The organism is Pseudomonas sp. NyZ201 (assembly GCF_049860765.1).
In the GTDB taxonomy this organism is placed as follows: domain Bacteria; phylum Pseudomonadota; class Gammaproteobacteria; order Pseudomonadales; family Pseudomonadaceae; genus Aquipseudomonas; species Aquipseudomonas bharatica.
This window is the reverse complement of record NZ_CP187557.1, coordinates 5,717,308-5,744,303: the sequence shown is the minus strand read 5'-3', so window position 1 is coordinate 5,744,303 and position 26,996 is coordinate 5,717,308. Positions and strand designations below refer to the sequence as shown.

General features: G+C 65.2%; 25 protein-coding genes. 11 read left to right on the top strand and 14 right to left on the bottom strand.

All coding sequences use genetic code 11. The features are described 5' to 3' along the window. Nucleotides 1-36: 36 nt before the first annotated feature. From ACPFMA_RS25845 to cbiE, 10 genes are all read right to left on the bottom strand, one after another. On the bottom strand, nt 37-1,404 hold the full coding sequence (locus tag ACPFMA_RS25845) for a PepSY-associated TM helix domain-containing protein (protein ID WP_425929101.1): 1,368 nt from the start codon (nt 1,402-1,404) through the stop codon (nt 37-39). A 49-nt stretch (nt 1,405-1,453) separates the two neighbouring features. Continuing rightward, nucleotides 1,454-3,532: a TonB-dependent copper receptor gene (locus ACPFMA_RS25840; RefSeq protein WP_425929100.1), complete on the bottom strand. Its 2,079-nt coding sequence runs from the start codon at nt 3,530-3,532 to the stop codon at nt 1,454-1,456. An 81-nt stretch (nt 3,533-3,613) separates the two neighbouring features. Beyond that, nucleotides 3,614-4,039, bottom strand: a complete 426-nt coding sequence (locus tag ACPFMA_RS25835) for a DUF2946 domain-containing protein (protein WP_425929098.1) — start codon at nt 4,037-4,039, stop codon at nt 3,614-3,616. Nucleotides 4,040-4,058: 19 nt separating this feature from the next. Beyond that, nucleotides 4,059-4,532 (bottom strand): copper chaperone PCu(A)C, encoded by a 474-nt coding sequence (locus ACPFMA_RS25830; RefSeq protein ID WP_425929096.1) that lies wholly within the window; start codon nt 4,530-4,532, stop codon nt 4,059-4,061. Nucleotides 4,533-4,581: 49 nt separating this feature from the next. Beyond that, entirely contained in the window at nt 4,582-4,968 is a 387-nt protein-coding gene (locus ACPFMA_RS25825; protein ID WP_425929094.1) for a DUF2946 domain-containing protein, read from the bottom strand. Between the two features lie 209 nt (nt 4,969-5,177). Further along, a complete protein-coding gene (locus ACPFMA_RS25820; protein WP_009394300.1) occupies nt 5,178-6,032 on the bottom strand; it encodes an SPFH domain-containing protein in 855 nt (284 codons plus the stop codon). Nucleotides 6,033-6,069: 37 nt separating this feature from the next. Then, nucleotides 6,070-6,507 (bottom strand): NfeD family protein, encoded by a 438-nt coding sequence (locus tag ACPFMA_RS25815; RefSeq protein WP_064301562.1) that lies wholly within the window; start codon nt 6,505-6,507, stop codon nt 6,070-6,072. 73 nt (nt 6,508-6,580) lie between these two features. Continuing rightward, the gene (locus tag ACPFMA_RS25810; RefSeq protein WP_425929092.1) at nt 6,581-7,312 is read right to left on the bottom strand and encodes a cobalt-precorrin-6A reductase; all 732 of its coding nucleotides are present in this window, start codon (nt 7,310-7,312) and stop codon (nt 6,581-6,583) included. Next, the gene (locus ACPFMA_RS25805) at nt 7,309-8,403 is read right to left on the bottom strand and encodes a cobalt-precorrin-5B (C(1))-methyltransferase (protein WP_425929090.1); all 1,095 of its coding nucleotides are present in this window, start codon (nt 8,401-8,403) and stop codon (nt 7,309-7,311) included. The genes ACPFMA_RS25810 and ACPFMA_RS25805 overlap by 4 nt, the downstream gene beginning before the upstream one ends. Beyond that, nucleotides 8,396-9,601: a precorrin-6y C5,15-methyltransferase (decarboxylating) subunit CbiE gene (gene cbiE, locus ACPFMA_RS25800; RefSeq protein WP_425929088.1), complete on the bottom strand. Its 1,206-nt coding sequence runs from the start codon at nt 9,599-9,601 to the stop codon at nt 8,396-8,398. Before cbiE ends, ACPFMA_RS25805 begins: the two co-directional genes overlap by 8 nt. A gap of 103 nt (nt 9,602-9,704) precedes the next feature. Here cbiE and cobG point away from each other — a divergent pair, with 103 nt between their 5' ends. Genes cobG through cobJ form a run of 4 tightly spaced genes read left to right on the top strand, consistent with a single transcriptional unit; the run spans nt 9,705 to nt 14,086 of the window. Then, nucleotides 9,705-11,048: a precorrin-3B synthase gene (gene cobG / locus ACPFMA_RS25795; RefSeq protein WP_425929086.1), complete on the top strand. Its 1,344-nt coding sequence runs from the start codon at nt 9,705-9,707 to the stop codon at nt 11,046-11,048. Beyond that, a complete protein-coding gene (locus tag ACPFMA_RS25790; RefSeq protein WP_425929084.1) occupies nt 11,041-11,667 on the top strand; it encodes a precorrin-8X methylmutase in 627 nt (208 codons plus the stop codon). The genes cobG and ACPFMA_RS25790 overlap by 8 nt, the downstream gene beginning before the upstream one ends. Further along, nucleotides 11,667-12,398, top strand: coding sequence for a precorrin-2 C(20)-methyltransferase (locus tag ACPFMA_RS25785; RefSeq protein ID WP_064301567.1), 732 nt, complete (start codon nt 11,667-11,669; stop codon nt 12,396-12,398). Before ACPFMA_RS25790 ends, ACPFMA_RS25785 begins: the two co-directional genes overlap by 1 nt. Then, nucleotides 12,398-14,086: a precorrin-3B C(17)-methyltransferase gene (gene cobJ / locus ACPFMA_RS25780; RefSeq protein WP_425929082.1), complete on the top strand. Its 1,689-nt coding sequence runs from the start codon at nt 12,398-12,400 to the stop codon at nt 14,084-14,086. Before ACPFMA_RS25785 ends, cobJ begins: the two co-directional genes overlap by 1 nt. Nucleotides 14,087-14,198: 112 nt before the next feature. Here cobJ and ycaC (ACPFMA_RS25775) read toward each other — a convergent pair whose 3' ends face one another. After that, nucleotides 14,199-14,825 (bottom strand): isochorismate family cysteine hydrolase YcaC, encoded by a 627-nt coding sequence (gene ycaC / locus ACPFMA_RS25775; protein ID WP_425929080.1) that lies wholly within the window; start codon nt 14,823-14,825, stop codon nt 14,199-14,201. 264 nt (nt 14,826-15,089) lie between these two features. Between ycaC (ACPFMA_RS25775) and ACPFMA_RS25770 the strand changes: the two genes are divergently transcribed. Genes ACPFMA_RS25770 through ACPFMA_RS25760 form a run of 3 tightly spaced genes read left to right on the top strand, consistent with a single transcriptional unit; the run spans nt 15,090 to nt 20,001 of the window. Continuing rightward, a complete protein-coding gene (locus ACPFMA_RS25770; protein WP_425929078.1) occupies nt 15,090-16,037 on the top strand; it encodes a hypothetical protein in 948 nt (315 codons plus the stop codon). Continuing rightward, nucleotides 16,034-19,234, top strand: coding sequence for a T6SS effector BTH_I2691 family protein (locus tag ACPFMA_RS25765; protein WP_425929076.1), 3,201 nt, complete (start codon nt 16,034-16,036; stop codon nt 19,232-19,234). The genes ACPFMA_RS25770 and ACPFMA_RS25765 overlap by 4 nt, the downstream gene beginning before the upstream one ends. After that, entirely contained in the window at nt 19,231-20,001 is a 771-nt protein-coding gene (locus ACPFMA_RS25760) for a DUF6708 domain-containing protein (protein WP_425929074.1), read from the top strand. Before ACPFMA_RS25765 ends, ACPFMA_RS25760 begins: the two co-directional genes overlap by 4 nt. A gap of 62 nt (nt 20,002-20,063) precedes the next feature. On the opposite strand, the gene ycaC (ACPFMA_RS25755) is transcribed toward ACPFMA_RS25760, so the two are convergent. Continuing rightward, complete coding sequence (gene ycaC / locus ACPFMA_RS25755; RefSeq protein WP_425929072.1) at nt 20,064-20,690, bottom strand: isochorismate family cysteine hydrolase YcaC; 627 nt, start codon at nt 20,688-20,690, stop codon at nt 20,064-20,066. 374 nt (nt 20,691-21,064) lie between these two features. Between ycaC (ACPFMA_RS25755) and ACPFMA_RS25750 the strand changes: the two genes are divergently transcribed. From ACPFMA_RS25750 to ACPFMA_RS25735, 4 genes are all read left to right on the top strand, one after another. Next, nucleotides 21,065-21,379 carry a helix-turn-helix domain-containing protein gene (locus ACPFMA_RS25750; RefSeq protein ID WP_009398693.1) on the top strand — a complete coding sequence of 105 codons (315 nt, stop codon included), beginning with the start codon at nt 21,065-21,067 and terminating at the stop codon, nt 21,377-21,379. Between the two features lie 109 nt (nt 21,380-21,488). Beyond that, on the top strand, nt 21,489-22,184 hold the full coding sequence (locus ACPFMA_RS25745) for a hypothetical protein (RefSeq protein WP_064301570.1): 696 nt from the start codon (nt 21,489-21,491) through the stop codon (nt 22,182-22,184). Between the two features lie 42 nt (nt 22,185-22,226). Further along, nucleotides 22,227-22,868: a hypothetical protein gene (locus ACPFMA_RS25740; RefSeq protein WP_425929070.1), complete on the top strand. Its 642-nt coding sequence runs from the start codon at nt 22,227-22,229 to the stop codon at nt 22,866-22,868. 11 nt (nt 22,869-22,879) lie between these two features. After that, nucleotides 22,880-23,500 carry a hypothetical protein gene (locus ACPFMA_RS25735; protein ID WP_420058195.1) on the top strand — a complete coding sequence of 207 codons (621 nt, stop codon included), beginning with the start codon at nt 22,880-22,882 and terminating at the stop codon, nt 23,498-23,500. On the opposite strand, the gene ACPFMA_RS25730 is transcribed toward ACPFMA_RS25735, so the two are convergent. Beyond that, nucleotides 23,501-24,097, bottom strand: coding sequence for a MarC family protein (locus ACPFMA_RS25730; RefSeq protein WP_064301573.1), 597 nt, complete (start codon nt 24,095-24,097; stop codon nt 23,501-23,503). A 38-nt stretch (nt 24,098-24,135) separates the two neighbouring features. Then, a complete protein-coding gene (locus ACPFMA_RS25725) occupies nt 24,136-26,913 on the bottom strand; it encodes a response regulator (protein ID WP_425929067.1) in 2,778 nt (925 codons plus the stop codon). Between the last annotated feature and the right edge of the window lie 83 nt (nt 26,914-26,996).

Genomic DNA, 26,996 nt, shown 5'->3' with positions numbered 1-26,996 from the left:
ACCCGCTCCCACAAGTTTCCGCGTCGCTCTTGAGAGTCAGGCCCTGGCTACCAGCAGGCGCTTGCCGAACACCCGGTCCAGTCCCCACACCACCAGCATCGACAGCCCCACCAGCGGGAACGCTACGCCCAGCACGATCATCACCACCGTCGCCACCTTCCAGCGCGGCAGGTCATGACGCAGCGGCGGAACACCGAGGCCACCTTCCGGCCGACGCTTCCACCACATGACCAATCCGCTTACCGAGCCGAGCAGGACCATCAGGCAGATCAGCAGGATCAGCATCTGGTTGAGCCAACCGAACATCTTCCCTTCATGCAGCATCACCCCCAGCTCCGTGGCCCGGGCGACGGTGCTGTAGTCCTGCCAGCGCACATCCACCAGGACCTTGCCGGTGTACTGGTCGATATGCAGGGTGGCATCGTTGCGCGGGTCGTCGGCGAACACGGCGATGGTGAACACGCCGCTGCCGGTGCTTGGCAAGGTGATGCTGTAGCCCGGCTCGACGCCGCGTTCAGTGGCGATGTCCTCGACCTTCTGCAGGCTGACCTCGGGCGCCGCCGGCCCGCTGTCCAGGTGCATATGGCCCTGGTGTTCGGCATGGGCGCCGCCAGACTGCGGCATCGGCGTGTTTTCCACCGCCCAGGGCACGGTCTGCCGCGCAGCGGTATTGAGCGTGCGGGCTTCCTGGTCGGACTTCGGCACGTCATTCCACATCGCTGCCGGAAAGCGGTTCCACAAGTCGGCGTACTGCTTGCCCCAGAACCCGGTCCAGGTCATGCCGCTGAGCAGCATCAGCAACAGGACCAGCGAACCCCAGAAGCCGCTGACCGCATGCAGGTCGCGCCACAGCAGCCGCCCGCGGGCATTCATCCGCGGCCAGAAGACTCCGGCGAAGCGTCCGCCGCGTGGCCACCATAGATAAAGGCCGGACACCACCAGGACGATGCCCCAGCCGGCCGCCAGTTCCACTACCCGGTCGCCGACGGTGCCGACCATCAGTTCGCCGTGCAGGGCCCGGGCCACGGCCTGCAGGTTGCTTTTGGCGTCCTGCTCGCCAAGTACCCGGCCGTTGTACGGATCGACGAACACGTTGAGTTCCTGCCCTTCGCGCTTGACCACGAACTGCGCGCTGCGGTCGGCCGCGGGTGCCGGCAGGTACTGGCTGACCTGGCCGCCCGGGTAGGCCGCCTGCACCTGCTGCAGCAGGTGATCGGCCGGATGCCGGTGATGGCCGGCCTCGACCACCATCAGCGAGCGGTACATCAGCGGATCAAGTTGTGGCTTGAACAGGTAGATGATCCCGGTGACCGCCAGCAGGATCATCACCGGCGCAACGAACAGGCCGGCATAGAAGTGCCAGCGCCACGCCAGGTTGTAGAAGGAAAACGATGGCTTGCTCATGGAACGCTCCCGAATGAGGGGCGCGGCACGCGGCCGCGCCCGGGCTGGATCAGAAACTCAGGTCGACCTTGGTCCAGAAGGTGCGTCCCGGCTCGTTCACCGTTTCCGTGCCGGAGTAGCCGAAGCCGGCGTTGCCCGCCAGGTTCAGGTGCTCGGCATAGGCCTTGTCGAACAGGTTGTCGACACCGGCACTGAGCTTGAGGTTCTTGCTCACGCGGTAGGCACCGTTGAGCGAGAACACGCCGAATCCGCCGGACTTGTCGAAGTCCTTGCCGACGATGTTGCCCTGGTTCTCCGACACCCGGTTCTGCGCCGACACCAGGCGCCACAGCGCTCCGGCGCTCCAGGCGCTTTCGCTGTAGGTCAGGCCGAGGCGGCTTTCCAGGGGCGGCATCTGCGGCAGGGCCGAGCCGTCGCTGCTGTTCTTGCCCCAGGCGTAGGCGAGGGTGGCGTCGGCCTTCCAGTTGGAGGTCAGTTGGTAAGCCACGCCCATCTCGCCGCCCATGATCCGCGCGTCGATATTGTCGGCACGCGAGACATTGGCGCCGCCGCTGTAGTCGTAGAGGATGTAGTCGCGAACCTGGCCGATGTAGCCTGAGGCCCAGGCTTCGAGGACCTCGGTCTTGTACTGGATGCCGAAGTCGAGCTGGGTGGTTTTCTCCGGCTTGATCGCATCGAAGGCATTGACCGAACCCGTCGGGCCGTAGGTCGGCGAGAACAGCTCCCAGTAGTCCGGGAAGCGCTGGGCATGCCCCAGGCCGACATAGGTGGTGGCGGGAATATCGACCAGGTCATGTTCGTAGCGCAGGAATCCGCTGGGCAGGGTATCGGCGCGGGTATCGCCGGCGGTCGGGTTGGGCATGCTCATCATTCCCGAGCCGGTGCGCTGGCGGAAGTCCTTCGCCGAGGCGCGGTCCAGGCGGGCACCGCTGACCAGGCGATCCTGGCTGTCCAGCTCCCAGGTCAGCTCGCCGAACACGCCGTAGTTGTGGAAATCGGCGTCCTTGGTCCAGGGCAGGTTGCCGTAGGTGTTGACCCCCATGCTGCTGCGCTTGCGGTGCTCGTTGGTCTGCGCGTCGATGCCGCTGACCAGGGTCACGTCCTCCCAGCGCCAGGTGCCTTTGATCCGTGCGCCCAGGGTGCGGCGGTCGACGTTGGCCGCCATCGGGCCGGCCATCATCCCGGTGCCGGACGGCGTGCGCAGGCTGTAGTTGTCCATCACATGGTCGGCGTAGTTGTAGTAGACCTGTGCCTCGATCTTGTCGAAGACCTCGCCGATGTTCGACTTCTCGAAGCGCAGGCCGAGGCTCTCCCGTTTGAACTGCGAGCCATCCATGCCGCGTCCGGCGTAGCGGGCCTCGCCATCGCCGCGCCCGGCGGTGAGTTCGAGCAGGGTGTCGCTGTCCGGGGTCCAGCCGATGGCGACATCGCCGTTCCACTTGTCCCACTTCGACGGCACGGTGTCGCCGTGACCGTCCTCGTAGTCGTCGGAGCGCGACTGATTGCCAACGAAGCGTACATAGCCTTGCTGGCCGCCTGCAGCGGCATCCAGCACCTTGTCGAAGCGCCCGTTGGAGCCGGCCAGCAGGCTGGCGTTGACCCGGGTGCCGAGTTCGCCGAACTTTTCCGGCTCACGCTCGAAGAGGATGGTCCCGGCCGATGCGCCCGGGCCCCACTGCACCGTTTGCGGCCCCTTGATCACGGTCAGGCGATCGTAGGTTTCCGGGGAGATATAGGAGGTCGGCGCGTCCATGCGATTCGGGCAGGCACCGAGCATCACGCCGCCGTTGGTGAGGATGTTCAGGCGCGAGCCGAACATGCCGCGCAGCACCGGGTCGCCGTTGGTGCCGCCGGAGCGGATCGCCGAGAAGCCGGGGATGGTCTTGAGGTAATCGGCGCCATCGCTGGCCGGTACCGGCTGGCGCGGGTCCTTGGGGTTGGTGACGATGGTCAGCGGCGAGCTGGGCGCCACGGCGGTGATGACGGTGGGGCCGAGTTCGGCCGGCTCGTGGTCATGGCCCTCATGGCCGGTTTCCGCAGCCAGGACGACCGGGGCGAGCAGGCTGCCGCAGAGCAGCGCGATGGTCCCGCGCAGGGACAAACGATAGACAGGGGTGGAGCTGGACATAGGTTTTCCAACATCGATCGGTCATGAAGGTGCACACGGGCACGGCAGGCTGCCGTCCGCGAAGCACGTTGTTGTCGGTGGTCAGGCGATCGATGTGGCGGGTGGCGCGCGGCTGCGGGCGCCGGGGAAGAAAGCCGGGCGCGGGTGGCCCTGGCGCGGCTGGACGACCAGGCGATTGCCGGTCGCGAGGGGTTCGCTGTTGAGCAGGCTGAGCTGTTGCGGCAGGGCCGGGCAGTGGAAGAACAGGCTGCAATAGCCGCATTTCTCCCACATCACATGCAACGAGGCATCGCCGCCGTGGTGGTTGTCGCCGTGGTGCCCGCCATCCATGTGCATGCCCGTGCCCATATCCATTTCCATGGGCATGGACGTGCCGTGCTGCATCGGCATCGACTGGGAAACCAGCGGACCGACGAAGATCATCAGCATGGCGAACAGGCTCAGCCAGCCCGCGCGCCTGTTTCCAGGGCGCAGTGGCCGGTGCTGTTCGCTACGGGTGAGGCTCATGGCGAGCGGTAATCAGCGATCAGTGCCGGTGCGCGGAGGTCCCTTCCGGTGGCTGTTTCTGCACCGCGACTTCCACGGTGATGTCGCCGGCTTTCTCGAAGTGCAAGGTCAGCGGGAAGCGCTTGCCGTCGGTCAGCAGGCTGCGATCCTTGGGCTGCATGATCATCACGTGATAGGCGCTGGGGCTGAAGGTCACCTGGCCGTGGGCCGGCACGGCGACGTTCGGTACCTGCTGCATGCGCATCACATCGCCGTTCATCACGTGCTCATGCAGTTCGGAACGGTCGCTCACCGGCGTATCGACGCTGAGCAGGCGGTCGGCCTCGGCACCCTTGTTGTCGATGACGAAATAGGCCGCGACATTGGGCGCGTTCGGCGGCAGCGCCAGGGACCACGGATGGGCGATATGCAGGTTGCCGACGTTGTATTCGTGGGCGCTGGCAAAACCTGCGGGCAGCAACAGGGCGGCCAGCAGCAGGGCGTTCTTGAACATGGGACATCTCCGGTCGATTCAGATTGTGCGCGTAAAGAGCGTAGGTGAATCAGACCGAAGGAGAGGCGCGGGGATTGAGCGACGGCCAGCGTTCGCGGGGCGTTGGCTGGGCCGGAGGGCGTGAGTCGAGGGCGCTGGCCACGGCATGTTCGGGCAGCGTCAGTTGGGCGGGGGTACCGGGCAGGGCCAGGGCTGGGGCGGCGCCGGAGCAGCACCAGCAATGCTGCATGGCGGCGTGGTCATCGTTGCTCTGGCTGGGGTCGAGCTGGCCGATGGACACGGCGACCAGCTTGGTGCCACCGGTGGAACAGAAGGCGCCCCACAACAATTGCTCGGCGGGTGCCTTGGCGGCGGAGGCGGACAACGGCATGGCCAGCAGATTGAACAGCACTGCGAAGCAGGCGATCCAGGCATGGGCAAGCCGGTGTGCGGGCATGGGGTTGATCCGGTTGGATTTGGATGATGGCTATTTAGCCAGAAGATCCGGGGGAAGTAAAAAACGGGGGTGCGATGAAGTGCCGCAGTCTTGTGCAAAAAGCATGGCTGACACATAACCCTGTGGGAGCGGGTTCATCCGCGATTGCGGTAGTGGAGTCACCGACGCAATCGCGGGTGAACCCGCTCCCACAGGGTCCGCAATCGGTCTTAGGATTTGGTCCGGCCGAGCATCCCTCGCACAGCCTCCTGCAGATCCGCCGGCAGCACCACCATCTTGGCGTTGTCGCTTGCCGCCAGGTTCTCCATGGCATTGATGTAGCGCTCGCCCAGCAGGTACATGGCCGGGGTCACATCCGAGCCGACGGCATTCTTCACCAGGGTGATGGCCTGGGCCGAAGCCTCCGCCAGGTTGACCTGGGCCGCGGCATCGAGCTTGGCCGACTCCTGGCGGGCCTGGGCTTCGAGGATCGCCGCCTGCTTGGCACCTTCGGCACGGGTCACGTCGGCCTTTCGTTCACGTTCGGCGGCCGCCTGGCGTTCCATCGCTGCCTGCATGCTTGGCGACGGCTTGATGTCCTGGATTTCCACCGAGCGCACGGTGATGCCCCAGTCTTCTGTCTGCTCCGACATCGCTTCGCGCAGCCGCGCCTTGATCTGCTCGCGGCTGGACAGCGCTTCGTCCAGGTCCATGGCCCCGACGATGGCCCGCAGCGAGGTCATGGTCAGGCTGGTCACGGCATAGGCGTAGTTCACCACGCCGTAGGAGGCTTTCTGGGGATCGACCACCTTGGCGAAGCACAGGGCGTTGGCGACGATCACCGCGTTGTCGCGGGTGATGATTTCCTGCTGCTGCACGTCGAGGATGATGTCCTTGGTCGGCAGGCGGTAGGCGACCACGTCCATGTACGGAACGAGGATGTTCAGGCCGGGCTTGAGGGTGGTGTGGTAGCGCCCCAGGCGCTCGACGATCCATTCCTCGCCCTGTGGCACGATGCGCACGCCCTTGAACACCGTGACGAGCACGAACAGGGCGATGGTTGCGGTGATGATCAGGCTGGTCATGTCGATTCTTGCTCCTTGATGATGTCCTTGAACCCTGTCAGGCCCTGGCGACCCGCACGGTATTGCCCTCGATGGCGACGATGCGCACCCGCTCGCCGGCAGCGATGTCGCTGCTGGCGACGCATGTCCACTCCTCGTTGCCCAGGATCGGTTTCTGGAAGCGCACACGGCCCTTGTGGAACTCGGATACCGCTGTGGTCAGCAGGCCGACTTCGCCGAGCACTTCGTCGGCGGTCCAGCGCCTGTCGGCCCGGCGCGGCTTGAACACCTTGAACCAGAGGGCCACGGTCAGCGACGAGAGCACCACCCAGATCACCAGTTCGCTGGCCAGCGACAGCCCCGGCACCAGGCCGGCGATCACCCCGACGGCCACCGCGCCGATGCCGAACCAGATGATGAAGAAGGTAGGCAGCACCAGTTCCAGCAGGATCAGGCCGAAGCCCAGTACCAGCCAGATCCACCATTGCAGTTCCATAGTCCGCAGCCTTGCGTTGTGAGGGGATGCCGCATTGGAAACGCTTGCCCGGGTATTGGCAATAGCCGGGCGATTACAGCAAGTGTTCTGTGCCGAGCGCCGCCAGCAGGCTGGCGGGATCGGAAAAGTGCCGGTCGACCACGGGCAGTGCCGGGCGGGCCAGGATCAGCACCGGGACCCCGCGTTCCCGGGCTACCTGCAACTTCGGTTCGGTAGCGCCGCTGCCGCTGTTCTTGCTGATCAGCACGTCGATCCGCCGGCGCTCGAAAAGCGCACGCTCGTCCTCCAGGTGGAACGGCCCGCGTGCGCCGATCACCTCGCAGCGTTCGTTGCCAGGGCAGGCGTCGAGGGCACGCAGGGTCCAGAACTGCTCCGGCGGGATTTCGTCCAGGTGTTGCAGTGGCTCGCGACCGAGGGTGAACAGCGGCCGTTGGAACGGGCGCAGGGCGTCGATCAGTCCGGCCCAGTCATGTACTTCGCGCCAGTCGTCGCCCGGCTGCGCCTCCCAGGCCGGGCGGCGCAGGGCCCAGCAGGGAATCCCGGCGAGGGTTGCCGCCCGCGCGGCATTGGTGCTGATCTGCGCGGCGTAGGGATGGGTTGCGTCGACCAGCAGATCGATGCCCTCGTTGCGCAGGTAATCCGCCAATCCCTCGGCTCCACCAAAACCACCCACCCGTACCTGGCAGGCCAGATCGTCCGGCACCCGGCCGACCCCGGCGAGGCTGTAGACATGCCGGGGCCCCAGGCGACGGGCGATCCGCAGCGCCTCGGCCACCCCGCCCAGCAACAGCAAGCGCCGGCTCATTGCACGCCCGCCTTGCCGACGATGCCGCCCTGGCGGTCGATGGCGAAGACTTCCACCTGCACCTGCGCCGGCACCACGCTGCGGGCGAAGGCCAGGGCATGGGCGCAGACCGCATCGCCCAGTGCTATTCCGGCGGCATGGGCCAGGGCCAGGGCCTGCTGGCTGGTGTTGGCCTGGATGATGGCGGCCTGCAGGTGGTCATCGGCGCCCACCGCAGCGGCCCATCCGGCCAGTTGCGGCAGGTCGATGCTGGAATGCCGGCTGTGCAGGTCCATGTGCCCGGCGGCCAGCTTGCTGATCTTGCCGAAGCCGCCGCACAGGCTGAGTCGCGCCACCGGTACCTTGCGCAGGTGCTTGAGCACCGCACCGACGAAGTCGCCCATCTCGATCAGGGCGATTTCCGGCAGGTTGTAGACCCGGCGCATGGTGTCTTCGCTGGCGTTGCCGGTGCAGGCGGCGATGTGTTCGTAGCCGTTGGTCTTGGCCACATCGATGCCCTGGTGGATCGAGGCGATATAGGCCGAGCAGGAGAAGGGCCGGACGATGCCGCTGGTGCCGAGGATCGATAGCCCGCCGAGAATGCCCAGGCGCGGGTTCATGGTCTTCAGGGCCAGGCTTTCGCCGTCCTGCACGTTCACCGTCACCTCGAATCCACCGGCGTAGCCACATTCATCGGCAAGCTGCTGCAGATGCTTGCTCATCATGCTGCGCGGCACTGGATTGATCGCCGGCTCACCCACCGCCAGCACCAGGCCGGGGCGGGTCACGGTGCCGACGCCCTTGCCGGCGACGAAGCGCACGCCAGGCTGGTCGAGCAGGCGCACGCGGCTGTAGAGCAGGGCGCCGTGGGTAACGTCCGGGTCGTCGCCGGCATCCTTCAAGGTTCCCGCTTCGGCGCCATCGTCATGCAGGCGGCAGAACTCCAGGCGCATCTGCACCTGCTTGCCCTTGGGCAAGGTGATCTGCACGGCATCGTGGGCCTGTCCGGTCAGCAGCAGGCGCGCGGCGGCAAGGCTGGTGGCGGTTGCGCAGCTGCCGGTGGTCAGGCCGCTGCGCAGCGGTGCCGGTTGTTCGGCGCTTTCTTCACGCATCCTTGATGGCTTCGAGCAGGGTGATCGGCAGGGCCTGGCGCCAGGTATCGAAGGCGCCGAGGGGCTGGGCCTGGGCTACGTGGATGCGGGTCAGCTCGCCGCCGTGGCGCTCGCGCCAGTCCATCAGGCGTACCTCGCTTTGCAGGGTCACGGCGTTGGCCACCAGGCGACCGCCCGGGCGCAGTTGCTCCCAGCAATGTTCCAGCACGCCGGGAAGGGTGACGCCGCCGCCGATGAAGATCGCGTCCGGCTGTTCCAGCCCCTGCAGCGCCTGCGGCGCGCGGCCGCGGACCAGTTGCAGGCCAGGAACGCCGAGGGCGTCGCGGTTGAGTTCGATCAGTTGCTGGCGGCCCTCGTCGGCTTCGACGGCCAATGCCCGGCACGCTGGATGGGCGCGCATCCACTCGATGCCGATGGAGCCGCTGCCGGCACCGACATCCCAGAGCAGTTCGCCCGGACGCGGGGCGAGGCGGGCCAGGGTGATGGCACGGACATCGCGCTTGGTAATCTGGCCATCATGGCGGAAGGCGCTGTCCGGCAGCCCGGCCAGTGGCGACAGGCGAGGCGCGCTGGCATCGGCCAGGCATTCGATGGCAAGGAGGTTGAGGTCTGCGGCCGGCCCGTGGTTCCAGTCGTTGGCACTGCCATGCAACTGGCGTTCGGCGGGGCCGCCCAGGTGTTCCAGCACCGTCAGGCGGCTCGGGCCGAAACCCCGTTCGCGCAGCAAGGCGGCAATGGCGGCGGGGCTGCTGCCATCGTTGCACAGCACCAGCAGGCGCTGGCCGCTGTAGAGATGGGCGGCGAGCCGGGCGAGAGGACGGGCCACCACCGAGACGATCACCACCTCCTGCAACGGCCAGCCAAGCCGGGCGGCGGCGATGGAACAGGAGGAGGGCGCGCTGATCACGTCCAGCTCTTCGGCCGGCACCTGCCGCGCCAGACTGGCGCCGACACCGTAGAACATCGGGTCGCCACTGGCCAGTACGCACACCGGCTCGCCGCGCAGGGCCAGGACCGGCGCCAGGGAAAACGGGCTGGGCCACGGCAGGCGCTCGGCTTTCAGGCAGTGCGGCAGCAGTTCCAGCTGGCGCGCACTGCCGAACACCTTCACGGCGCCCAGCAGCGCCCGCCGGGCCTGCTTGCCGAGGCCGCCGAAGCCGTCTTCGCCAATTCCTACTACGGTTAACCAGGGCGCCATGCCGATCCTCGTTTGCGGGGCAATCCGACCGGCAGGCTTGGCCCGCCGCCGGGCAAAGCAGGCATAATACCGCGCCTTCCGGCACCCGGCGCCTTTTCCACGATTGACGGACCACCCCTTGAACCCATCCAGCCCAACCCCAGCCCTTCGCCCCTCGGCCTGTCCGGGGTTGTGGCGCATCGTCCAGGCGCTCGATGGCGGCATCTCGCGGATCAAGCTCGATGCCGGGCACCTCGAGGCCGACCAGGCCGAGGCCGTCGCTGCGGCTGCCGAGCGCTTCGCTGGTGGGGTGATCGAGGTGACCAACCGCAGCAACCTGCAGATTCGCGGCGTAGGTGATGATCATCAGGGCCTGGTCGCCCGCTTGCTGGACGCCGGCCTCGGCCCGCGGGACGCGGCCGGCGACGATGTGCGCAACCTGATGCTCAGCCCCGCCGCCGGCCTGGACCCGGCGATGCTGCTGGACACCCGGCCGCTGGGGGCGCGGATCCTCGATCTGCTGCAGACCACGCCGCGCTTCCATGAGCTGTCGGCCAAGTTCGCCGTGCAGCTCGACGGCGGCGAGAACCTGGCGATGCTCTGGCATCCCCACGACCTCTGGCTATCGCCGCTGCTCCTGGACGACCAGCTGTGGCTGGCCTTCGGCCTCGCTGGCTGTCCCGGGCATGACGCACCGCTGGCGGCGGTGCCCCTGGACGATGGCCTTGCGCTGGTGCGGGCGGTGCTGGAGCGTTTTCTCGACCTGGCCGACGCCGGGCAGTCGCGAATGCGCCAGCTGCTTTCGAGCCTGGGCACGGAGCCATTCCTCGATGGCCTGGCGCTGGACCTGCGCCGCGATAGCGCCGTGACCAGCTGGCGCCGCCAAGGGCTTGACCGTGCCCTGCACCTGGGAATTTATCCGCAGCGACAGCCCGGGCGTGTTGCCGTCGGTGCCCTGGCGCCACTCGGACGCCTGGACGCCGCACAACTGCGTGGGATCGCCGCGCTGGCCCGCGAGTTGGGCGATGGCAGCCTGCGCATGACGCCCTGGCAAAGCGTGCTGCTGCCCAATGTGGCAGCGGCGCAGGCCGAGCGGGTGCTGGCAGGCCTGGCTTGCCTCGGGCTGATCATCGATCCCGCCGCGCCGATGGCCGGGGTGGTCGCCTGCACCGGCTCGGCCGGCTGCGCCAAGGGCCTGGCCGATACCAAGGCGGATGCCGTGCAGCTTGCCCTGGCGCTGCATCGGCTCGGCCCGGTGGGTGGCGTCCACCTGAGCGGCTGCAAACGTTCCTGCGCCATGGCCCACACTGCGCCGAGCACCTTGCTGGCGGTCGGTCCCGGGCGCTACGACCTGTATTTTCACGACCCGGCCCAGCCGGGCCCCGGCACCCTTGCCGGGCGCAACCTGACATTGGAAGAAGCGGGCGCCACCCTGGACGCCCGCCACGGAGCAACCCTCGATGATTGATTACATCCGCGACGGCCAGGAGATCTATCGCAACTCCTTCGCCATCATTCGCCAGGAGGCCCGCCTGGAGCGGATTCCGGCCGACCTGGAAAAGCTCGCGGTGCGGGTGATCCATGCCTGCGGCATGGTCGAGGTGGTGGACGCGCTGCGTTTCTCCGAAGGCGCCGGCAAGGCCGGACGCGAAGCCCTGGCCAAGGGCGCACCGATTCTTTGCGACGCGCGGATGGTCGCCGAAGGCATCACCCGCGCGCGCCTGCCGGCCAACAACGAAGTGATCTGCACCCTGCGCGACGAAAGCGTGCCGGACCTCGCCCGGGAGCTGGGCAACACCCGTTCCGCCGTGGCCCTCGAACTGTGGCGGCCACACCTGGAAGGCAGCGTGGTGGTGATCGGCAACGCCCCGACAGCATTGTTCTACCTGCTGGAAATGATCGATGCCGGCGCGCCGAAACCAGCGCTCATCCTTGGCTTCCCGGTGGGCTTCGTCGGCGCCGCCGAGTCCAAGGCGATGCTTGCGGCGGACAGCCGCGGCGTGCCGTTCGTGATCGTCGAAGGCCGTCTGGGGGGCAGCGCCATGGCCGCCGCCGCAGTCAACGCCCTCGCCACGGAGGTGGAATGATGCAGGCCCGCGGACGTTTGCTCGGCCTGGGCGTCGGCCCCGGCGATCCCGAACTCATCACCCTCAAGGCCTTGCGTTTGCTGCGCGAGTCGCCGGTGGTGGCGTACTTCGTCGCCAAGGGCAAGCGCGGCAATGCCTTCGGCATCATCGAGCAGCACCTGCAAAGCCAGCAGACCCTGCTGCCGCTGGTCTACCCGGTGACGACCGAAGCCCTGCCGGCGCCGCTGTCCTACGAGCAGGTAATCAGCGATTTCTACGACGAAGCCAGCGTGACCGTGGCCGCGCACCTGGATGCCGGGCGCGACGTGGCAGTGATCTGCGAGGGCGATCCGTTCTTCTACGGCTCCTACATGTACCTGCACGACCGGCTCGCCGAGCGCTACCAGGCCGAGGTGATCCCGGGCGTGTGCTCGATGCTCGGTGGCGCCTCGGTGCTCGGCGCGCCGCTGGTGTATCGCAACCAGAGCCTGTCGGTGCTTTCCGGCGTGCTGCCGCACGACGAACTCAAGCGGCGCCTGGCCGATGCCGATGCGGCGGTGATCATGAAGCTGGGACGCAATTTCCCCAAGGTCCGTGCGGTGCTTGCCGAGCTGGGGCTGGACCGGCGCGCGCTGTACGTCGAGCGGGCGACCATGGCCAACCAGAAGATCGTCGCGCTGGATGAAGTCGATCCGCAGTCTTCGCCTTACTTCTCGCTGATCATCGTTCCCGGTGAAAGGTGGCAAGGCTGATGACCCGACGCGCACCCGCCATAGTCGTGCTCGGCAAGGGCAGCCTGGACACCGCCCGGAAGATCCAGCGCTTCTATCCCGACGCCCTGATCCATGGCCTGGCCGGCCGGGTCGAGGAAGTCGACCGTAGCTACCAGGAGTTCGGCACGACCCTGCGCCAGCTCTACCAACAGGACACGCCGATCATTGCCTTGTGCGCTGCTGGCATCGTCATCCGCAGCCTCGCCAGCGTATTGCTGGAGAAGGGCGCCGAGCCGCCGGTGCTGGCCGTGGCCGAGGATGGCAGCGCGGTGGTGCCGCTGCTCGGCGGGCTGGGCGGAGTGAACGTGATGGCGCGGGAGATCGCGGCCGGGCTGGGCGTCGCCGCGGCGATCACCACCAGCGGCGAGCTGCGTTTCGGCACTTGCCTGCTCAATCCACCGAGCGGTTATGCGCTGGCGGACCTGGAGCTGGGCAAGCGCTTTGTCTCCGACCTGCTGGCCGGGGAAAGCGTGCGTATCGAAGGCGCCGCACCTTGGCTGGACGAGGCCCGTCTGCCGCAGAGCGACGCGGCGCAGTTGACCATCCATGTGGGGTGTGGCGAGCGTGAGGCAGCGGCCAATGAACTGCTGATCCACCCGCGCTGCGTGCTGGTCGCAGTATCGGCGGTGGTGCCGGAACTGGCGGCTGCGGTGCGGGCTGCCTTGCACCAGGCGAAGATCGCCGAAGCGTCGTTGGCTTGCCTGCTGGCCAACGAGGAGGAGATGGCCGACGCGGCGTTGCACGCTGCGGCTGCCGAACTGGGCGTGCCGTTGCGTTTCGCTGCCGGGGCGTCGGCCAGCGACCTGGCCGCCCGGGCCCTGCCGCAATTGCTCGCGCCGCAGGTGATCGGTGACGGCCTGGCGCTTGCCGTGGCGGCCGAGCCCATCGACCCGGCAAATATCGGCCGCGCCCGTGGCCGGGTGGCGGTGATCGGCCTCGGCCCTGGCGCTGCCGAACTGATGGCGCCGGCGGTCAAGGCCGAACTGGCCCGGGCCAACCATGTGCTGGGCTATGAAACCTACGTGCGCATGGCCGGGCCGTTTCGTGAGGACCAGGTGCTGCACTGCACCGACAACCGCGAAGAACTGCTGCGTGCCCGCCACGCCTTCGAACTGGCGGCGCAAGGGCGGTCGGTGATCGTGGTGTCGTCCGGCGACCCGGGCGTGTTCGCCATGGCCGCGGCGGTGCTGGAAGCGCTGGAAGCGTCGGACGATCCGGCCTGGCACCGAGTTGAGCTGGAAATGCTGCCGGGGATCTCGGCATCGCTGGCGACCGCAGCCCAGGCCGGAGCGCCGCTGGGGCATGACTTCTGCGTGATCTCGCTGTCGGACAACCTCAAGCCGTGGTCGATCATCGAGAAACGCCTCGACCTTGCCGCCCAGGCCGACCTCGCGATGGCCTTCTACAACCCGATCTCCCGTTCCCGTCCGTGGCAGTTGGGGCAGGCGCTGGATATCGTCCGTCGTCATCGCGACCCCGCCACGCCGGTGGTGCTCGGCCGCGATATCGCCCGGCCGGGGCAGTCGCTGAAGGTGCTGACCCTGGGCGAGCTGGAGCCGGAGATGGTGGACATGCGCACGATGGTGCTGGTGGGGTCTTCGACGACCCGGACTTTTGCCCGGGCTGACGGTGGCGAGTGGGTGTATACGCCGCGGTGGTACCGATAGCATCACACGGACCCTGAGGGAGCGGGTTTACCCGCGATTGCGATGGTGGATTCACTACTGCAATCGCGGGTGAACCCGCTCCCACAAGATCCGAGTGGATCTGTTTTGCTGGTTACTTGGCAGTAAACGCCGCGTAGCTGTTCATCAGGTTGCGGTAGTTGGGAATCCGCTGCGACAGCAGGTTGCCCAGCCCTTCGATGTCGTTGCGCCAGTCGCGGTGCAGCTCACAGGCCACCGAGAACCAGTTCATCATCTGTGCGCCGGCCTGGGTCATGCGGTTCCACGCCGCCTGCTGCACGGTGGTGTTGAAGGTGCCGGAAGCGTCGGTCACCACGAACACGTCGAAGCCTTCGGCCAGCGCCGACAGGGTCGGGAAGGCCACGCACACATCGGTTACCACGCCGGCGATGATCAGCTGCTTGCGGCCGGTGGCCTTGATCGCCTTGACGAAGTCTTCGTTGTCCCAGGCGTTGATCTGGCCTGGGCGCGGGATGTACGGGGCGTCCGGGAACATCTCTTTCAGCTCTGGCACCAGCGGGCCATTCGGGCCCTGTTCGAAACTGGTGGTGAGGATGGTCGGCAGCTCGAAGAATTTCGCCAGGTCGGCCAGCGCCAGCACGTTGTTCTTGAACTCGTTCGGCGAGAAGTCCTGCACCAGGGAAATCAGGCCGGTCTGGTGGTCAACCAGCAGGACTACGGCGTCGTCTTTGTTCAGGCGGTTGTAGGTGGCGTTGGTCATGGTGGAAATCCTTTTGTTCGAGAAGTTTGGTTTGGGTTGTTGCCGCTAGGTGTGGCCAGATTAGGGGTTTCTCGAAAAGGGATAAATCAGTTGAAAACGGCATGACTGTCTCGCTCAGGTAGACAATTCGAGGCGTAGCTTCTGCGGGAAAGCCCACCAGCAAATGCTCAGCAGTTTCACACCTTGCCCTGGGACTTTTCCTATATCCGTCACTGCTGACCAGCATTCAGGATCCCAACGGAATTTCTTCCTCAGGAGGTCCGCATGGCCAGCGGCATCGAACTCGTCGCCAATTTTGCCGAGCAGTACCGTACCCAGGACGACTACCTTTACCTGCTGGTGGACGGACAGGCTGAATGCGCACTGGATCATCCGCTCAGCGTCCCGTCCCTGATCGAGTCGCTGGGTGCCGACGCTGTCACGCGGGTCCTGCGTCCCGACCTGGTCCATAGCCCGGAGTACTGTCCCGCGCTTGTCCAACTGGCGAAACCCGGTGAGGCGGCGGCACGACGCTATCTCGAACTCAGTGCCGACTATGCCGAGTGGGATCTCGTTTACCGCAAGCGTTATATCTGTGGCTGGCTGCTCAGCCCCCGGCCTCTTGACGTCATCGCGAACCATATCGCGACCCGCTGCGACACTACCGCTGGCGACGATCAAGACCCCTCATCCTGGTTCGAACCGCTGAGACTGGAACTGCTGTTTGCGGCCATGAACACCCGGGCCGGTGAGCTGCTGAGCCCGGTGGGATTCTGGCTGCTCCCGCTCAGTTGGGGTGGTTTTACCCCACTCGCCGGGAGAGCCTGTTACGGCGAACCGGAGCTCTCGCCAACGGCCAGGCAAAGCCAGCAACTGGCTCCGGTGGTCAACAGGTTCCTCGCCGTCTGGCGTCATGCCCTGCGCAAGCCTCCACGCTTTGCCCCCTGGCTCTGGAAAGGCCCCACCCTTCTGCCACCCCAGGCTGCCATTCATGGCTTTCGCCTGATCCGCGACGCCCGCCGGCTTGGCCTTGAAGCCAGCAGCGATCTCATCTCCCTCAGCCTGCACCGGGTGTTCTTCCACCCGAATCTGCCCGGGCACCCGGACATCCAGCGCGACATCGCCCAGGCGCGAGCCGGGACCCTGGGCCTGCAAAGTCATTTTGCAAGCTACAGCGAGGCCACCTGGCGGCGCATCGTCTACGACCTGCCCCGTGCGGAGGACTACACATGAGTTTCGATCTTCAATTCAATTTCGGCCTCGATCTCGATGCATCGACCCGGGAAGCCGATCCCTTGTCCAGCGGGGGCTGCCGCCTCTGCGAGCGGCAGGGCCTGCCAATCCTGCCCCTGCGTGCGGCCTATGCTCCGGAACCTTGGCATACCCAGGCACTGCCGCTGACCCGCGGTTCCGAGGTCAAGGCCGTACGCATGCATATCGGCCAGCCTCGTACCCTGCGTCGCGGTTTTCTCTATGTGCTGCTCGACCGACGGGAGTGGCAGGCCTACCAGATCACCCCGGAGGGCATGCTGCGTCAATTCCCTCCGTACGAGATCCCCCGGGAGGAGCCAGCCCCGATTCCGTTGCGCTGCATCCGGGCCGACCACGATATGCCCGCCGCCTTCATCAATATCGACACCGACAAGTTTTCCACCGCCTGGCTCGCCATCGCCAACGATCCCTGGCCCGAGACGGTGCTGGATGCCTACTTGCGCGATGGTGCGGCCGGCGGCAGGAAGTTCGGCGAGCGCTTCTACAAGCTCGACCTCAAGACCGCACGGGATGACCCTGCCAGCGTTGGTTTCGCCATGACCGAGCTCAACCTGCAGACCGAGAAGATCCTCGAATACGCCCAGTCGATAGCCGGGGACTTTCGCAGCGTGCACGGCTTTTACGGACGCAACCAACGGCTGCGGGCCTTCAGGGGCTATATCCGTACGCTGATCCAGCGGGAGAAACTGCCCAACGGCGTGCTGGCCCTGGTCCTGCCCGATCCTGTCGGCATGGTGCAGGAGCTCAATGCCCAGCGCCTGGCCCGCTGCCAGGCCATGCAGGAGTGGCGCGCCGAGCCGCAGCGCAACCTGGAGTTCTTCACCTCCCAGGCGTTGCTCGGGATCCGTGACGTACAGCTTGAAAGGGCTAAAGAGCGGGCCATCGAGGAGGCAACAGCAGCCGTCGAGGCACGTAACCACTACAACGCCTCGCCCCAGTCCTACAGGTCACCCTTGCCGACCCTCGATCTCGAGCAGGAAAAGCAACACCGGATCGCCGAGGCGCAGACCGATGCAGGCGAGCGGCTCGGGGACCGCTACGACGAACCGGCCCGCAAGCATTTCCAGGACCACTACCAAAAGACCCTGGCGGACTGGCAACGAATCATCGACGACGTCGGCCGGCCCTATGCCGAGCATCACGATGGCGCCGCCTTCCAACTGGCTGCGGTCAACGACTACAGCATTTCCACCCAGGAATCGGTCAAGGCCTTTACCCGCATGTTGGCCACGTGCCAGGTCGGCGGCCCGACCGATCTGGTCGAAGATGGCAGGATCGGCCCCACCCAGGGCCTGTGGAAGAATCAGCTGGAGAACCGCGACAGCCTTTACTACCAGGCGCTGCTTGCCAAGGACACGGTGCTGCTCGAGCAACTGACCGATGATTTGCTCAAGGACGAGCGGACCCGCATCTACCACAGCATCAAGACCTACATCGACACCCCGCAGGGCAGGCAGCTCATGGTCGAGCCCGTGCAGAACGCCATCGGCGACTTGCTCGCGGCCGGTGCCACGGCCAGCTATGCCCTCGGCAAGCAACTGTCGAAGGAGGCCAGGGCACTGGTGGGGCACTTGCATCGGGAGGCCTTGCTGCGTTTCAACGGTGTGCAGGTCACGCAATTGACCATTTCGCTCAAGGTGGGCGAATACCTCACCTTGCTCAATGAGGTGTTGTACGAAGGGACCGAGCGTGTCATCGCGCAGCTCGACCGGCAATTCCGCAAGCCGGCCGAGCGCAAGGTGCGGGCGATGCTGCTGAAAGGGCAGTTCACGCCAGCGCTGGCGAGCAGCCATTCCAGGCTGATCGATATCAAGGTCTGGACGCTGGAGAGCGCAGAGTCGCTGCAATCGCGGCTGGATACGTTGCGGGTCGGCCTGGGTGATGGCATCGGCGACGCCCTGCGCCACGTCAGCATTGGCACCACCGCGCTCACGGGAACGATGGATGACCTGGCGCGCAACCTGACCGTCAATGCCGAGGTCGCCCGCCTGCTGGCGCGGGATTCGATGCTCAGCCTGCGCAACGCTGCGAAAGCCACCGGCAACGGCAAGATGAATCTGGCCCTGGCCCTGGGCAGCCTGTGGTTCCAGCAGGATGCCCTGCTCAGAAGTTACGAAGGCCTGCTCAAGTCGGTGGGCGATGGGGATGCCGAGGCCGCGGCGGCGGTGATGTCGGCGTCGGTCGGAGTGATGGGGGCCGGGGTGGAGGTTGTCGGGGCAACGGTTCATATCCTGCGGCCTGACCTGACCACCCGGGTGATTGGCGTGACAGGGGCGGTGGAACAGCTCGCGATGGGCGCGCGGATCGTGCAGTACGGCGGGGCGTTGGTGGCGATGGCGAGTGCGGTGGAGGGGGTGCAGTATGCGTTGGCGGCTGGGCGGGCAGGGAAGGTTGGTGATCAAGAGGCAAGTGAGGTTTATAGCGGCGCCGCCGTTTCAGCAGGACTTTCAGCCGTACTTGGGATTGGAGGATCCCTGGCTCCGGCTTCACTGGCGTTAGCGCCGCTTGGGTTCGCCGTGCTGTTAGGTCTTGTTGCTTATGGGTTGGCCGTCTTGGCGAAAAAATTGGAGTCAGACCCTGTAGAACTGTGGGCTCGATGTTCCCTCTGGGGGCTTCCAGAGGCACAACGTCGCTGGGCGAAACCAGAGGATATGGACATAGCGACCGCCGCACTTAATGCGGCCTTGTTGGGTATGACCGCAGATGCGGCGATTAACATCAATGCAGAGCAGACTGGCGGAGTTCCTGTCGGAGATGCGGTTTCTGCAGGCATCTTCCTGGATTACAAGGTTGTTCTGCCTGGCTACAAAGCTAATGCGTCGAATTATGAGTGGACGTTACAGGTGTTTCGAATTGGAGCCCACTCGGGGGAGATCATCGCACGCGGCCGAGAAGGAGGAGTGAGTGAGCCCTTGCCGGCTCCGGCTTCGAAGAATCCTGACTATCACCCAGAGACTTCGGCGCCGGTCATTCGATACGATGCGGAAGCGGAAACCTTAGAAATCAAAGGCTCCATCAGCTTTTTCGGATCTCTCAGTATCCATGCTCTTGAGCTTGAGGTGTCTTACTGGCCCGACAAGAGTGATGAAGCAGGTGTTGCTCGACTGATTGTAAAGGAAGACAAGATCAGCAAATGGCGGGGATGGAGCTTCGTATGACAGAGCCCAGACTCATCCCTCCATGCCCTGGGTGGCAGGAGGATCTGCCCGGCCCTCACGACGTACCGGTCTTGGCCCCGGCGCTAGGGCTTGATACCCCGAATCATCAAGATGAGGTTTTTCTGGAGTTGCCACGCTCGGCGGCTCTTGTTAGGGGAGTGGTGATCTGGTTCGTGCCGGTCACCATTGTTGCCCTTATCTTTTTCACGTGGCCATTTCTGACAATTGATCGGGCGCGTAGCACCGAGATATGGGTAATGTTTGTATCAATATTGTTCATCGGTACTTGGTCAACCTTGTATTTCTGGAAGTCTGATGTCGCTCCACCCCGTGACTTGCCTCTTCGCTTCAACCGCCCCCGCCAACGCCTCTACGCCTACAACTTCAAATACCGCTGGTGGAATCCCTTCGAACGCTGGCAAGTAACCCCAGTAGCCTACGATTGGTCCCAAGTCCGCGCCGAGCGCTGGAGCAGGCGTCATGCCACCGCCCAAGGCGGCATCATCTTCCAATGGGGCGTCGAGCTTTCCATCGTCAAGCCCGGCACCAACGAAGTCATCGACCGTTTTCCCCTTACCGCCATGGGCGCCGACGCCCATGCCTGGGCCTACGTCTGCACCTACATGCAACAAGGTCCCGAGGCGCTGCCGCCCCCCGGCCCGCCTTGGGATCACAACGATGTGCTGTGGTGCAACATCGCCATGCGGCTGGCCCCGAAGGTCGAGTGGCCTGCCGATATGGATCTGGAATCGAGAACAGCTCCTTGACCGTAATTGCTCTAAAAACGAAGAAGCCCGCTCTTACCGAGCGGGCTTCTTTCATTTAACTATTACTTGGCAGTCAATGCCGCGTAGCTGTTCATCAGGTTGCGATAGTTGGGAATCCGCTGCGACAGCAGGTTGCCCAGCCCTTCGATATCGTTGCGCCAGTCGCGGTGCAGCTCACAGGCCACCGAGAACCAGTTCATCATCTGCGCGCCGGCCTGGGTCATGCGGTTCCACGCGGCCTGCTGCACGGTGGTGTTGAAGGTGCCGGAAGCGTCGGTCACCACGAACACGTCGAAGCCTTCGGCCAGCGCCGACAGGGTCGGGAAAGCCACGCACACATCGGTTACCACGCCGGCGATGATCAGCTGCTTGCGGCCGGTGGCCTTGATCGCCTTGACGAAGTCTTCGTTGTCCCAGGCGTTGATCTGGCCTGGGCGCGGGATGTACGGGGCGTCCGGGAACATTTCTTTCAGCTCTGGCACCAGCGGACCGTTCGGGCCCTGCTCGAAACTGGTGGTGAGGATGGTCGGCAGCTCGAAGAATTTCGCCAGGTCGGCCAGCGCCAGCACGTTGTTCTTGAACTCGTTCGGCGAGAAGTCCTGCACCAGGGAAATCAGGCCGGTCTGGTGATCGACCAGCAGGACTACGGCGTCGTCTTTGTTCAGGCGGTTGTAGGTGGCGTTGGCCATGGTGGAAATCCTTTTGTTCGAGAAGTGTGTTTTGGGTGGTTGCCGCTAGGTGTGGCCAGATTAGGGGTTTCTCGAAAAGGGATAAATCACGTGGAAACGGTATGACTGTCTGCTTACGGTGGACAATTAAGAGTGCCGGTCAGACGCATCTTGAAGCGAACGACCGGGCCAGCCATACTCCCGCAAAGTACGGGACTCCCGTACTCTCCAGCGATGCGAACAGTCATAGAAACACCCACGTTTCAGAAAAATGCCGCCAAGCTGTGGTCTGACGATGAGCGGGTGGCATTCATCGACTGGATAGCACTGAATCCATTAGCTGGTGATGTCGTTCCCGGAGCAGATCCCCGCTGAAATCGGCAAGGTGGTGTGATATGCGTGACATTGATATCGAGGCGGTTGCCAAGGCCATCGAGGCCGATGCTGGCGAGCTCATTCCAGACCTTCGCCAAGCCCTTCAGGAAGCCAAGGCCGGAGCAGGGCGAGTCACGACTCCTGAACAGATGCTGGTGCGTCAGGCGCGAGAGCGTTCTGGCTTGACGCAGGCTATGTTCGCCAAGCGCATCGCTACGCCGGTAGCGACGCTCCGTGACTGGGAGCAAGGGCGCCATGTTCCGCCAGGTGGAGTGCTTTGCTTGATGCGTCTTATCGTCAGGCACCCCGAGCTGTCGCACGAGCTGGCTCATTGACCCGGCGACCAGGCCTTTAGGGGAAAAACTTCGTTCCTGACCCCCCGCCCGTTGCAACGTACCTTGGCCTTCCCTCCACCTAGAGGGCACAGCCAAGAAGGACTTTGCAATGACCCAAGACACCAACCAACCCCTCGATCTCAGCTCCGCCGCCGTGGTGGAGAGTTCGCTGCTGGCCTTCGGCGCCGGCATGACTGCGCAGAACCGCCAGGACGTGAAGAACAGTTACCTGTTCGCCTCCCTGGTCGCCAATAAACGACACAACCAGCTCACCCTGAGCGAAGCCTGGTTCGATTATTTCCTCGAAGCCATGACCGACTGCGGCTGGGCCGTAGCCCGGCGCACCCATGAAAAGGCCAGCGATACCGCCCAGTCCTTGAAACTTGCCAACGTGGCGGTCCAGGCCGTGCAGGTGGCTGCTTCCAGCCTGCTGAGCGGCGGTCCGCTGGTCCAGGCGCTGGGTGCCTTCGCGGAGAAGGCCATCGGCGGCCTGAACAAGAACGAAGAGGCGCTGACCCTGTTCAAGCGCAGCCTGTACCGTCAATCCAACGTGATGGTCGGTGTGGCCTCGTGCATCGAGACCAAGGATGGCGAGGTAGTCATGGCCCTGGGTGCGATCCAGCGCACCGTGCGCAAGGAAGACCTCGATACCGTGCTGTTCGACTGGGACAGCAACACCTCGGCAACCTACCGCAGCACGGCGGCCCTGTCGTTCAACACCCAGATCTACGCCAAGGCACGGGACCTGGTGGAGCAGCGCCTGGGTGAGCGGGCGGTGTCGCGGATCATGGACTACGACATCTGACCTGGCCGGCTTGCCCCCGGCGATTTTATGGAGTGAACGGACATGGATGTCGACGGCTATACGATGTGGATCACCGGGGGCAGCCTGGTTTTGGTCGCCCCGCAGGTCAGTGAGCTGGAGCGCAATCATGCGCTTGGCTCATTGCATCACGCGCAACTCCTTGCCGACGGAGTCATGGCATCGCGTTTCGACCAGTACCGGCGCTGGTACCGCGCCTATCGCAATGCTTTCGGGCGACGCGGCTGGCGGGTTACGCACAGTTGCCAGAGCGTTGAAACCGCCGGCGGCCGCACCCTGCTGTCGCCGACCCAACCCTTGTTGCTGTGGCTGGGCAGCCAGCACGGCGAATTGGGCGAGTTGCTGGAACTGGGCATCGACTCGCTGCTGCTGAACCCGCCGGGGCTGGCACAGCTTTCTCGCAGCGCCTTGCAGGCCCGTGGCGGCATCACCCGGCTGGTGCTGGAGCTGGGCGTGCTGAGTCCCGGCTCGCAGCTCAGCCTGTGCAGCATCGCCCTGGAGACCAGCGCCATCCTCGACCAGCAGTGGCTGAAGGCGCCGCTGGCCGGCGCGACCCTGCGCGGCGACCTGTATTTCCAAAGCCTGCTGGCCGAGCCTGCACCCGAGATGCGCGATAGCGAGCGCGACGGTTTCGCCCGGTTGCCGGCCGGCCTTACCCTTCATTGAGGAAACCAAGCATGACAGAGCAACTTCGGGCGGCCGTGGTCGGCAATGCCCTGATGTCCTTTTTCCCGGGTATCGACAAAGACATGCGCGAACGTGTGCAGACCGCCATGCTGTTCGCCCAGCGGGCAACCCGGGAGGTGGTCGACAGCGGGCAGGTCAGCGATGGCTATGACTACTATCGCCAGCAACTGAAATTCCTGGGTTGGGACGCGACCTCGCCGCGCGAGCCGTTCGACCCCGACCTGGAGCGGCGCTCGGTACGCGAGGCCATGCTCGAACGCATCGGGGCGGCGGCCGGCCCCGAGTACTCGCACATTACCCGCTGGTCCATCGATACCCTGGGGCTGGTCCAGCCGGCGCTGTTTCGCTTCGAGCAACGCTCGCTGGAGGCGACCTCGTTCCAGTTGCTGCCGTGCCGGGTGAACCGGCCGGGATACGTCGACATGGTCCTGTATCACGAGGACCTCGACCGCGAGGAACTGGGCAACGGCTTTCTCTATCGCGAGCGCACCAGCCGCCGGGTACGTGCCGAGCTGGTACGCTTCAATGCCAGGCTCTTCGAGCAACAGTTCGGCGACAAGGTCCGGCAACGCCTGCTCAAGGCCCTGCTGGAAGACATCTACGAGTTGTGATCAGGACAACAGGTAACCCTTGATCCCGGTAAAGATGATCTGGGCCGCAAGGGCGCAGACGAACAGGCCCATCAGCCGGCTGACGATCTGCAGGCCCTGGTCGCCGAGGATCTTCTCGATGCGGTTGGAGAGGTACAGCACCAGGCCGACGGTGGCACTGGCCAGGGCGATACTGACGATGGCCAGCGCCTTGTCATCCCAGTGCGGCTGGCCGACCCCCATCACCAACAGGGCCCCGATGGTGCCGGGGCCGACGGTCAGGGGAATGGTCAGCGGCACGATGGTCACATCCTGCTGCACGTTGTCGGTCTGCACCGCCGACTTGCCCTGGGCCATGCCCAGCGCCGAAATGAACAGCACGCTGCCGGCGCCGATGCGGAAGGCGTCCGGGGTGATGCCGAACACGCCGAAGATCACCCGCCCGAACAGGTACAGCAACACGCTGGCGATCAGCACGCCCATCGCCACTTTCCAGGCCAGGTGCTTGCGCTCCTTGCTGGAGTACCCGCGGGTCAGGCTGATGAAGCAGGACAGCACGAAGAACGGGCTGTAGAGCACGAGCATCTTCAGATAAACGCTGAACAACTCATGGAGCATGGTCGGGGCTCGCGAAAGGGCAGAGGCGGGCAAGTGTATCAGTGTGACAGCGGCGCATCCGCCGGTGGGTGTGTCTGTTCGCGACGGGCCACCCAGTACTCGATCTGCTCGCGCAGTTGCGACAATTCCACCGGCTTGGACATGTGCCCGTCCATTCCCGCCTGGCGTGCACGCTCCTTGTGTTCGGCAAGGATGTGGGCGGTCAGGGCTACCACCGGCGTGTGCGGGCGGCCGCTCGCGGCTTCCCAGGCCCGCAGTTGCTGGGTCGCCGAGAAACCGTCGAGTATCGGCATTTCGCAATCCATCAGCACCAGGTCGTATTGGCGAGCCTTCATTGCTTTCAGCGCTTCCTCACCGTTGCTGGCGGTGTCCGGTTCGATGCTGAGCTTGCCGAGCATGCCGCGGATGACCTTGGTGGAGATGCTGTTGTCCTCGGCGACAAGGATGCGGAAATCCGCCGGCAATTCGATCGGCATTGGCTTGGGCGGCGGCGCCAGGCTTGGCGGCGGGGCCAGGCTGCGCTGGGCCAGTTCTTCGGCCAGGGTGGTCTTGAGGGTGTAGCCGGCCACCGGCTTGGCGAGGATCCGCTTGACCCCGGCATTGCGCGCGATGATCTTGCTCGGCGCGTTGCTGATGCCGGTGAGCATCACCAGCAGGATGTCGTGGTTCAGGCTCGGGTCTTCCTTGATCTTCGCCGCCAGTTGCATGCCGGTCATGCCCGGCATGTTCTGGTCGAGCAGGACCGCGTCGAAGTAGTCGCGCAGGTGCGCCTTGGTGCGCAGCAGGGCCAGGGCTTCCTTGCCCGAGGGCACGGCGCTGACGTTCATGCCCCAGGCGCCGCATTGCTGGACCAGGACCTTGCGGCAGGTGTCGTTGTCGTCCACTACCAGCACCCGCGCGCCACGCAGCGAGGCGTCCAGGTCGGTGGCCGGCTGTTCCAGGCGCTGGGCGTCGAGGGGCAGGGTCAGCCACAGGGTGTTGCCCTGGTTGTGGCTGGTCTTGATGCCGAATTCGCCGTGCATCAGGTTGACCAGTTGCTTGGCGATGACCAGGCCGAGGTGACCGCCGAGCTTGTTGCTGGAAAGGAAATGCTTGCTGTGCAACTCGGCCTGCAGCAGGGCATCGCGCTCGGCGGCCTGCATGGCTTCGCCGTTATCCTGTACGGCAATGCGCAGGCGCGGGCTGTCGCCGCGCTGGTCGAGGGCCACCACCAGAAGGATCTCGCCGTGGTCGGTCTTCTTCAGGGCGTTGTCCAGCAGGCTGAGCATGGCCTGGCGCAGGCGCGTCGGGTCGCCGCTGATGACCCGCGGCACCTGGGGCTGGGTGAAGCTGATCAGTTCGATGTTCTGCTGTTCGGCCTTGGCCCGGAAGATGCCCAGGCAGTCCTCGATCAGCGCATTGAGATCGAACTGCACGTCGTCCAGCTCGATCTGCCCGGACTCCAGCTTGGAGATGTCGAGGATCTCGTTGATCAAGGTCAGCAGCTCGTTGCCGGCGCTGTGGATGGTTTGCACGTAGTCGCGCTGCTTGACCGACAACGGCGTGCCCAGGAGCAGTTCGGTCATGCCCAGCACGCCGTTCATCGGGGTACGGATTTCATGGCTGATCTTGGCCAGGAACTCGGCCTTGGCGTTGATCTCGGCGTTGCTCGCCGCCTGTTCGCGGCTCGCGCTGACCCGTTGCTCGTTGATGCTGCGCAGGCGCTCGCTGACCGACAGGTTGAGCAGCAGGCCGCTGACCACGTTCAGGCCCAGGAGGATGAACATCAACCATTGGGTCGGTGTGCGGGTCAGGCCGAGCAGGGCCGGCAGCACCACCAGGCAGCCAAGGTTGAAGATCAGCATGGCCAGGGCGAACAGCCGTGCCGGGGCAAAGCCCTTGTACCAATGCCACGCGGCGATGACCAGCATGCTCAGGCAGCCAAGGGCGACCAGGACGTAGGTCATCAGGTTCAGCGGCAGGGTATCGACGAACAGCAGCAACAGGCCGCAGAACACCACCAGCAACATCTGGCCGTGCAGCAGGCGATTGACCGGTGATGGCCCCAGCGGGGCGAAGAAGCGCTGGGTAAAGGCCAGGCCGCAGAGGGTGGCGAGCATCACCGTAAGGTAGGCCGCCGGGGTCCGCGCGCTGTGCCAGAGACTCCACGGGCCGCTCAGGTTGAGCAGGATCAGGGCGCTGAGCAGCATCAGCAGATGGTAGCCGGCCAGCCACAGGCTGGTGGCCGAGCGCGAATAGGCAAAGCGGGCCAGGTTGTGCAGGACCAGCATGCCCAGGCAGCCGATCAGCAGGCCGAACAGTAGCGGCCGGCGCTGGTCGGCGGCGGCTTCGACGGCAGGCAGCAGGGTGATGCCAGGGCGCAACTGGTGTTCGGAAACCAGCCGCAGGTAGACGTCCAGGGCCACCGGGCTGGCGGGCAGGGACAGCAGGTGGTCGCTGCTGCCCAGGGTCAGCAGGCCGCTGTCGCTGCGCCGGCCGTCATGGCTTTGCTGGAGCAGGTTGTTGCCGTCCAGGACATAGAGATCCAGACGGGAAAGATCGGGGGCGAAGATACGAATGACCTGTTCCTGGTGCCCGGGGGGCAGGCGCAGGTGCAGCCACAGGGCCTGGTTGGGCGCGGCGGCGTTGAGCTGGGCGGGTTCGATGGGGCTGAACTGGTTGCGGTAGCGCTCGGAGCGGATATCGCCAAGTTGCAGGTTGCCTTGGGTATCGAGCAGAACGGCCCAGCCGCTGCCGGAATCGGCGGACGCCGGTGGCAGGCAGAGCAGGGTCAGCAAGCTGACGACGATTCCAATGGCAGTCCTGAGCCAACGCACGAAATATCCCTTCCTAGCGTGATGCCGGTGCACAACTATGCGCGGCGTGCCAAGTCCAAGGCAAGGCCCCCGGCGGGGCCCTG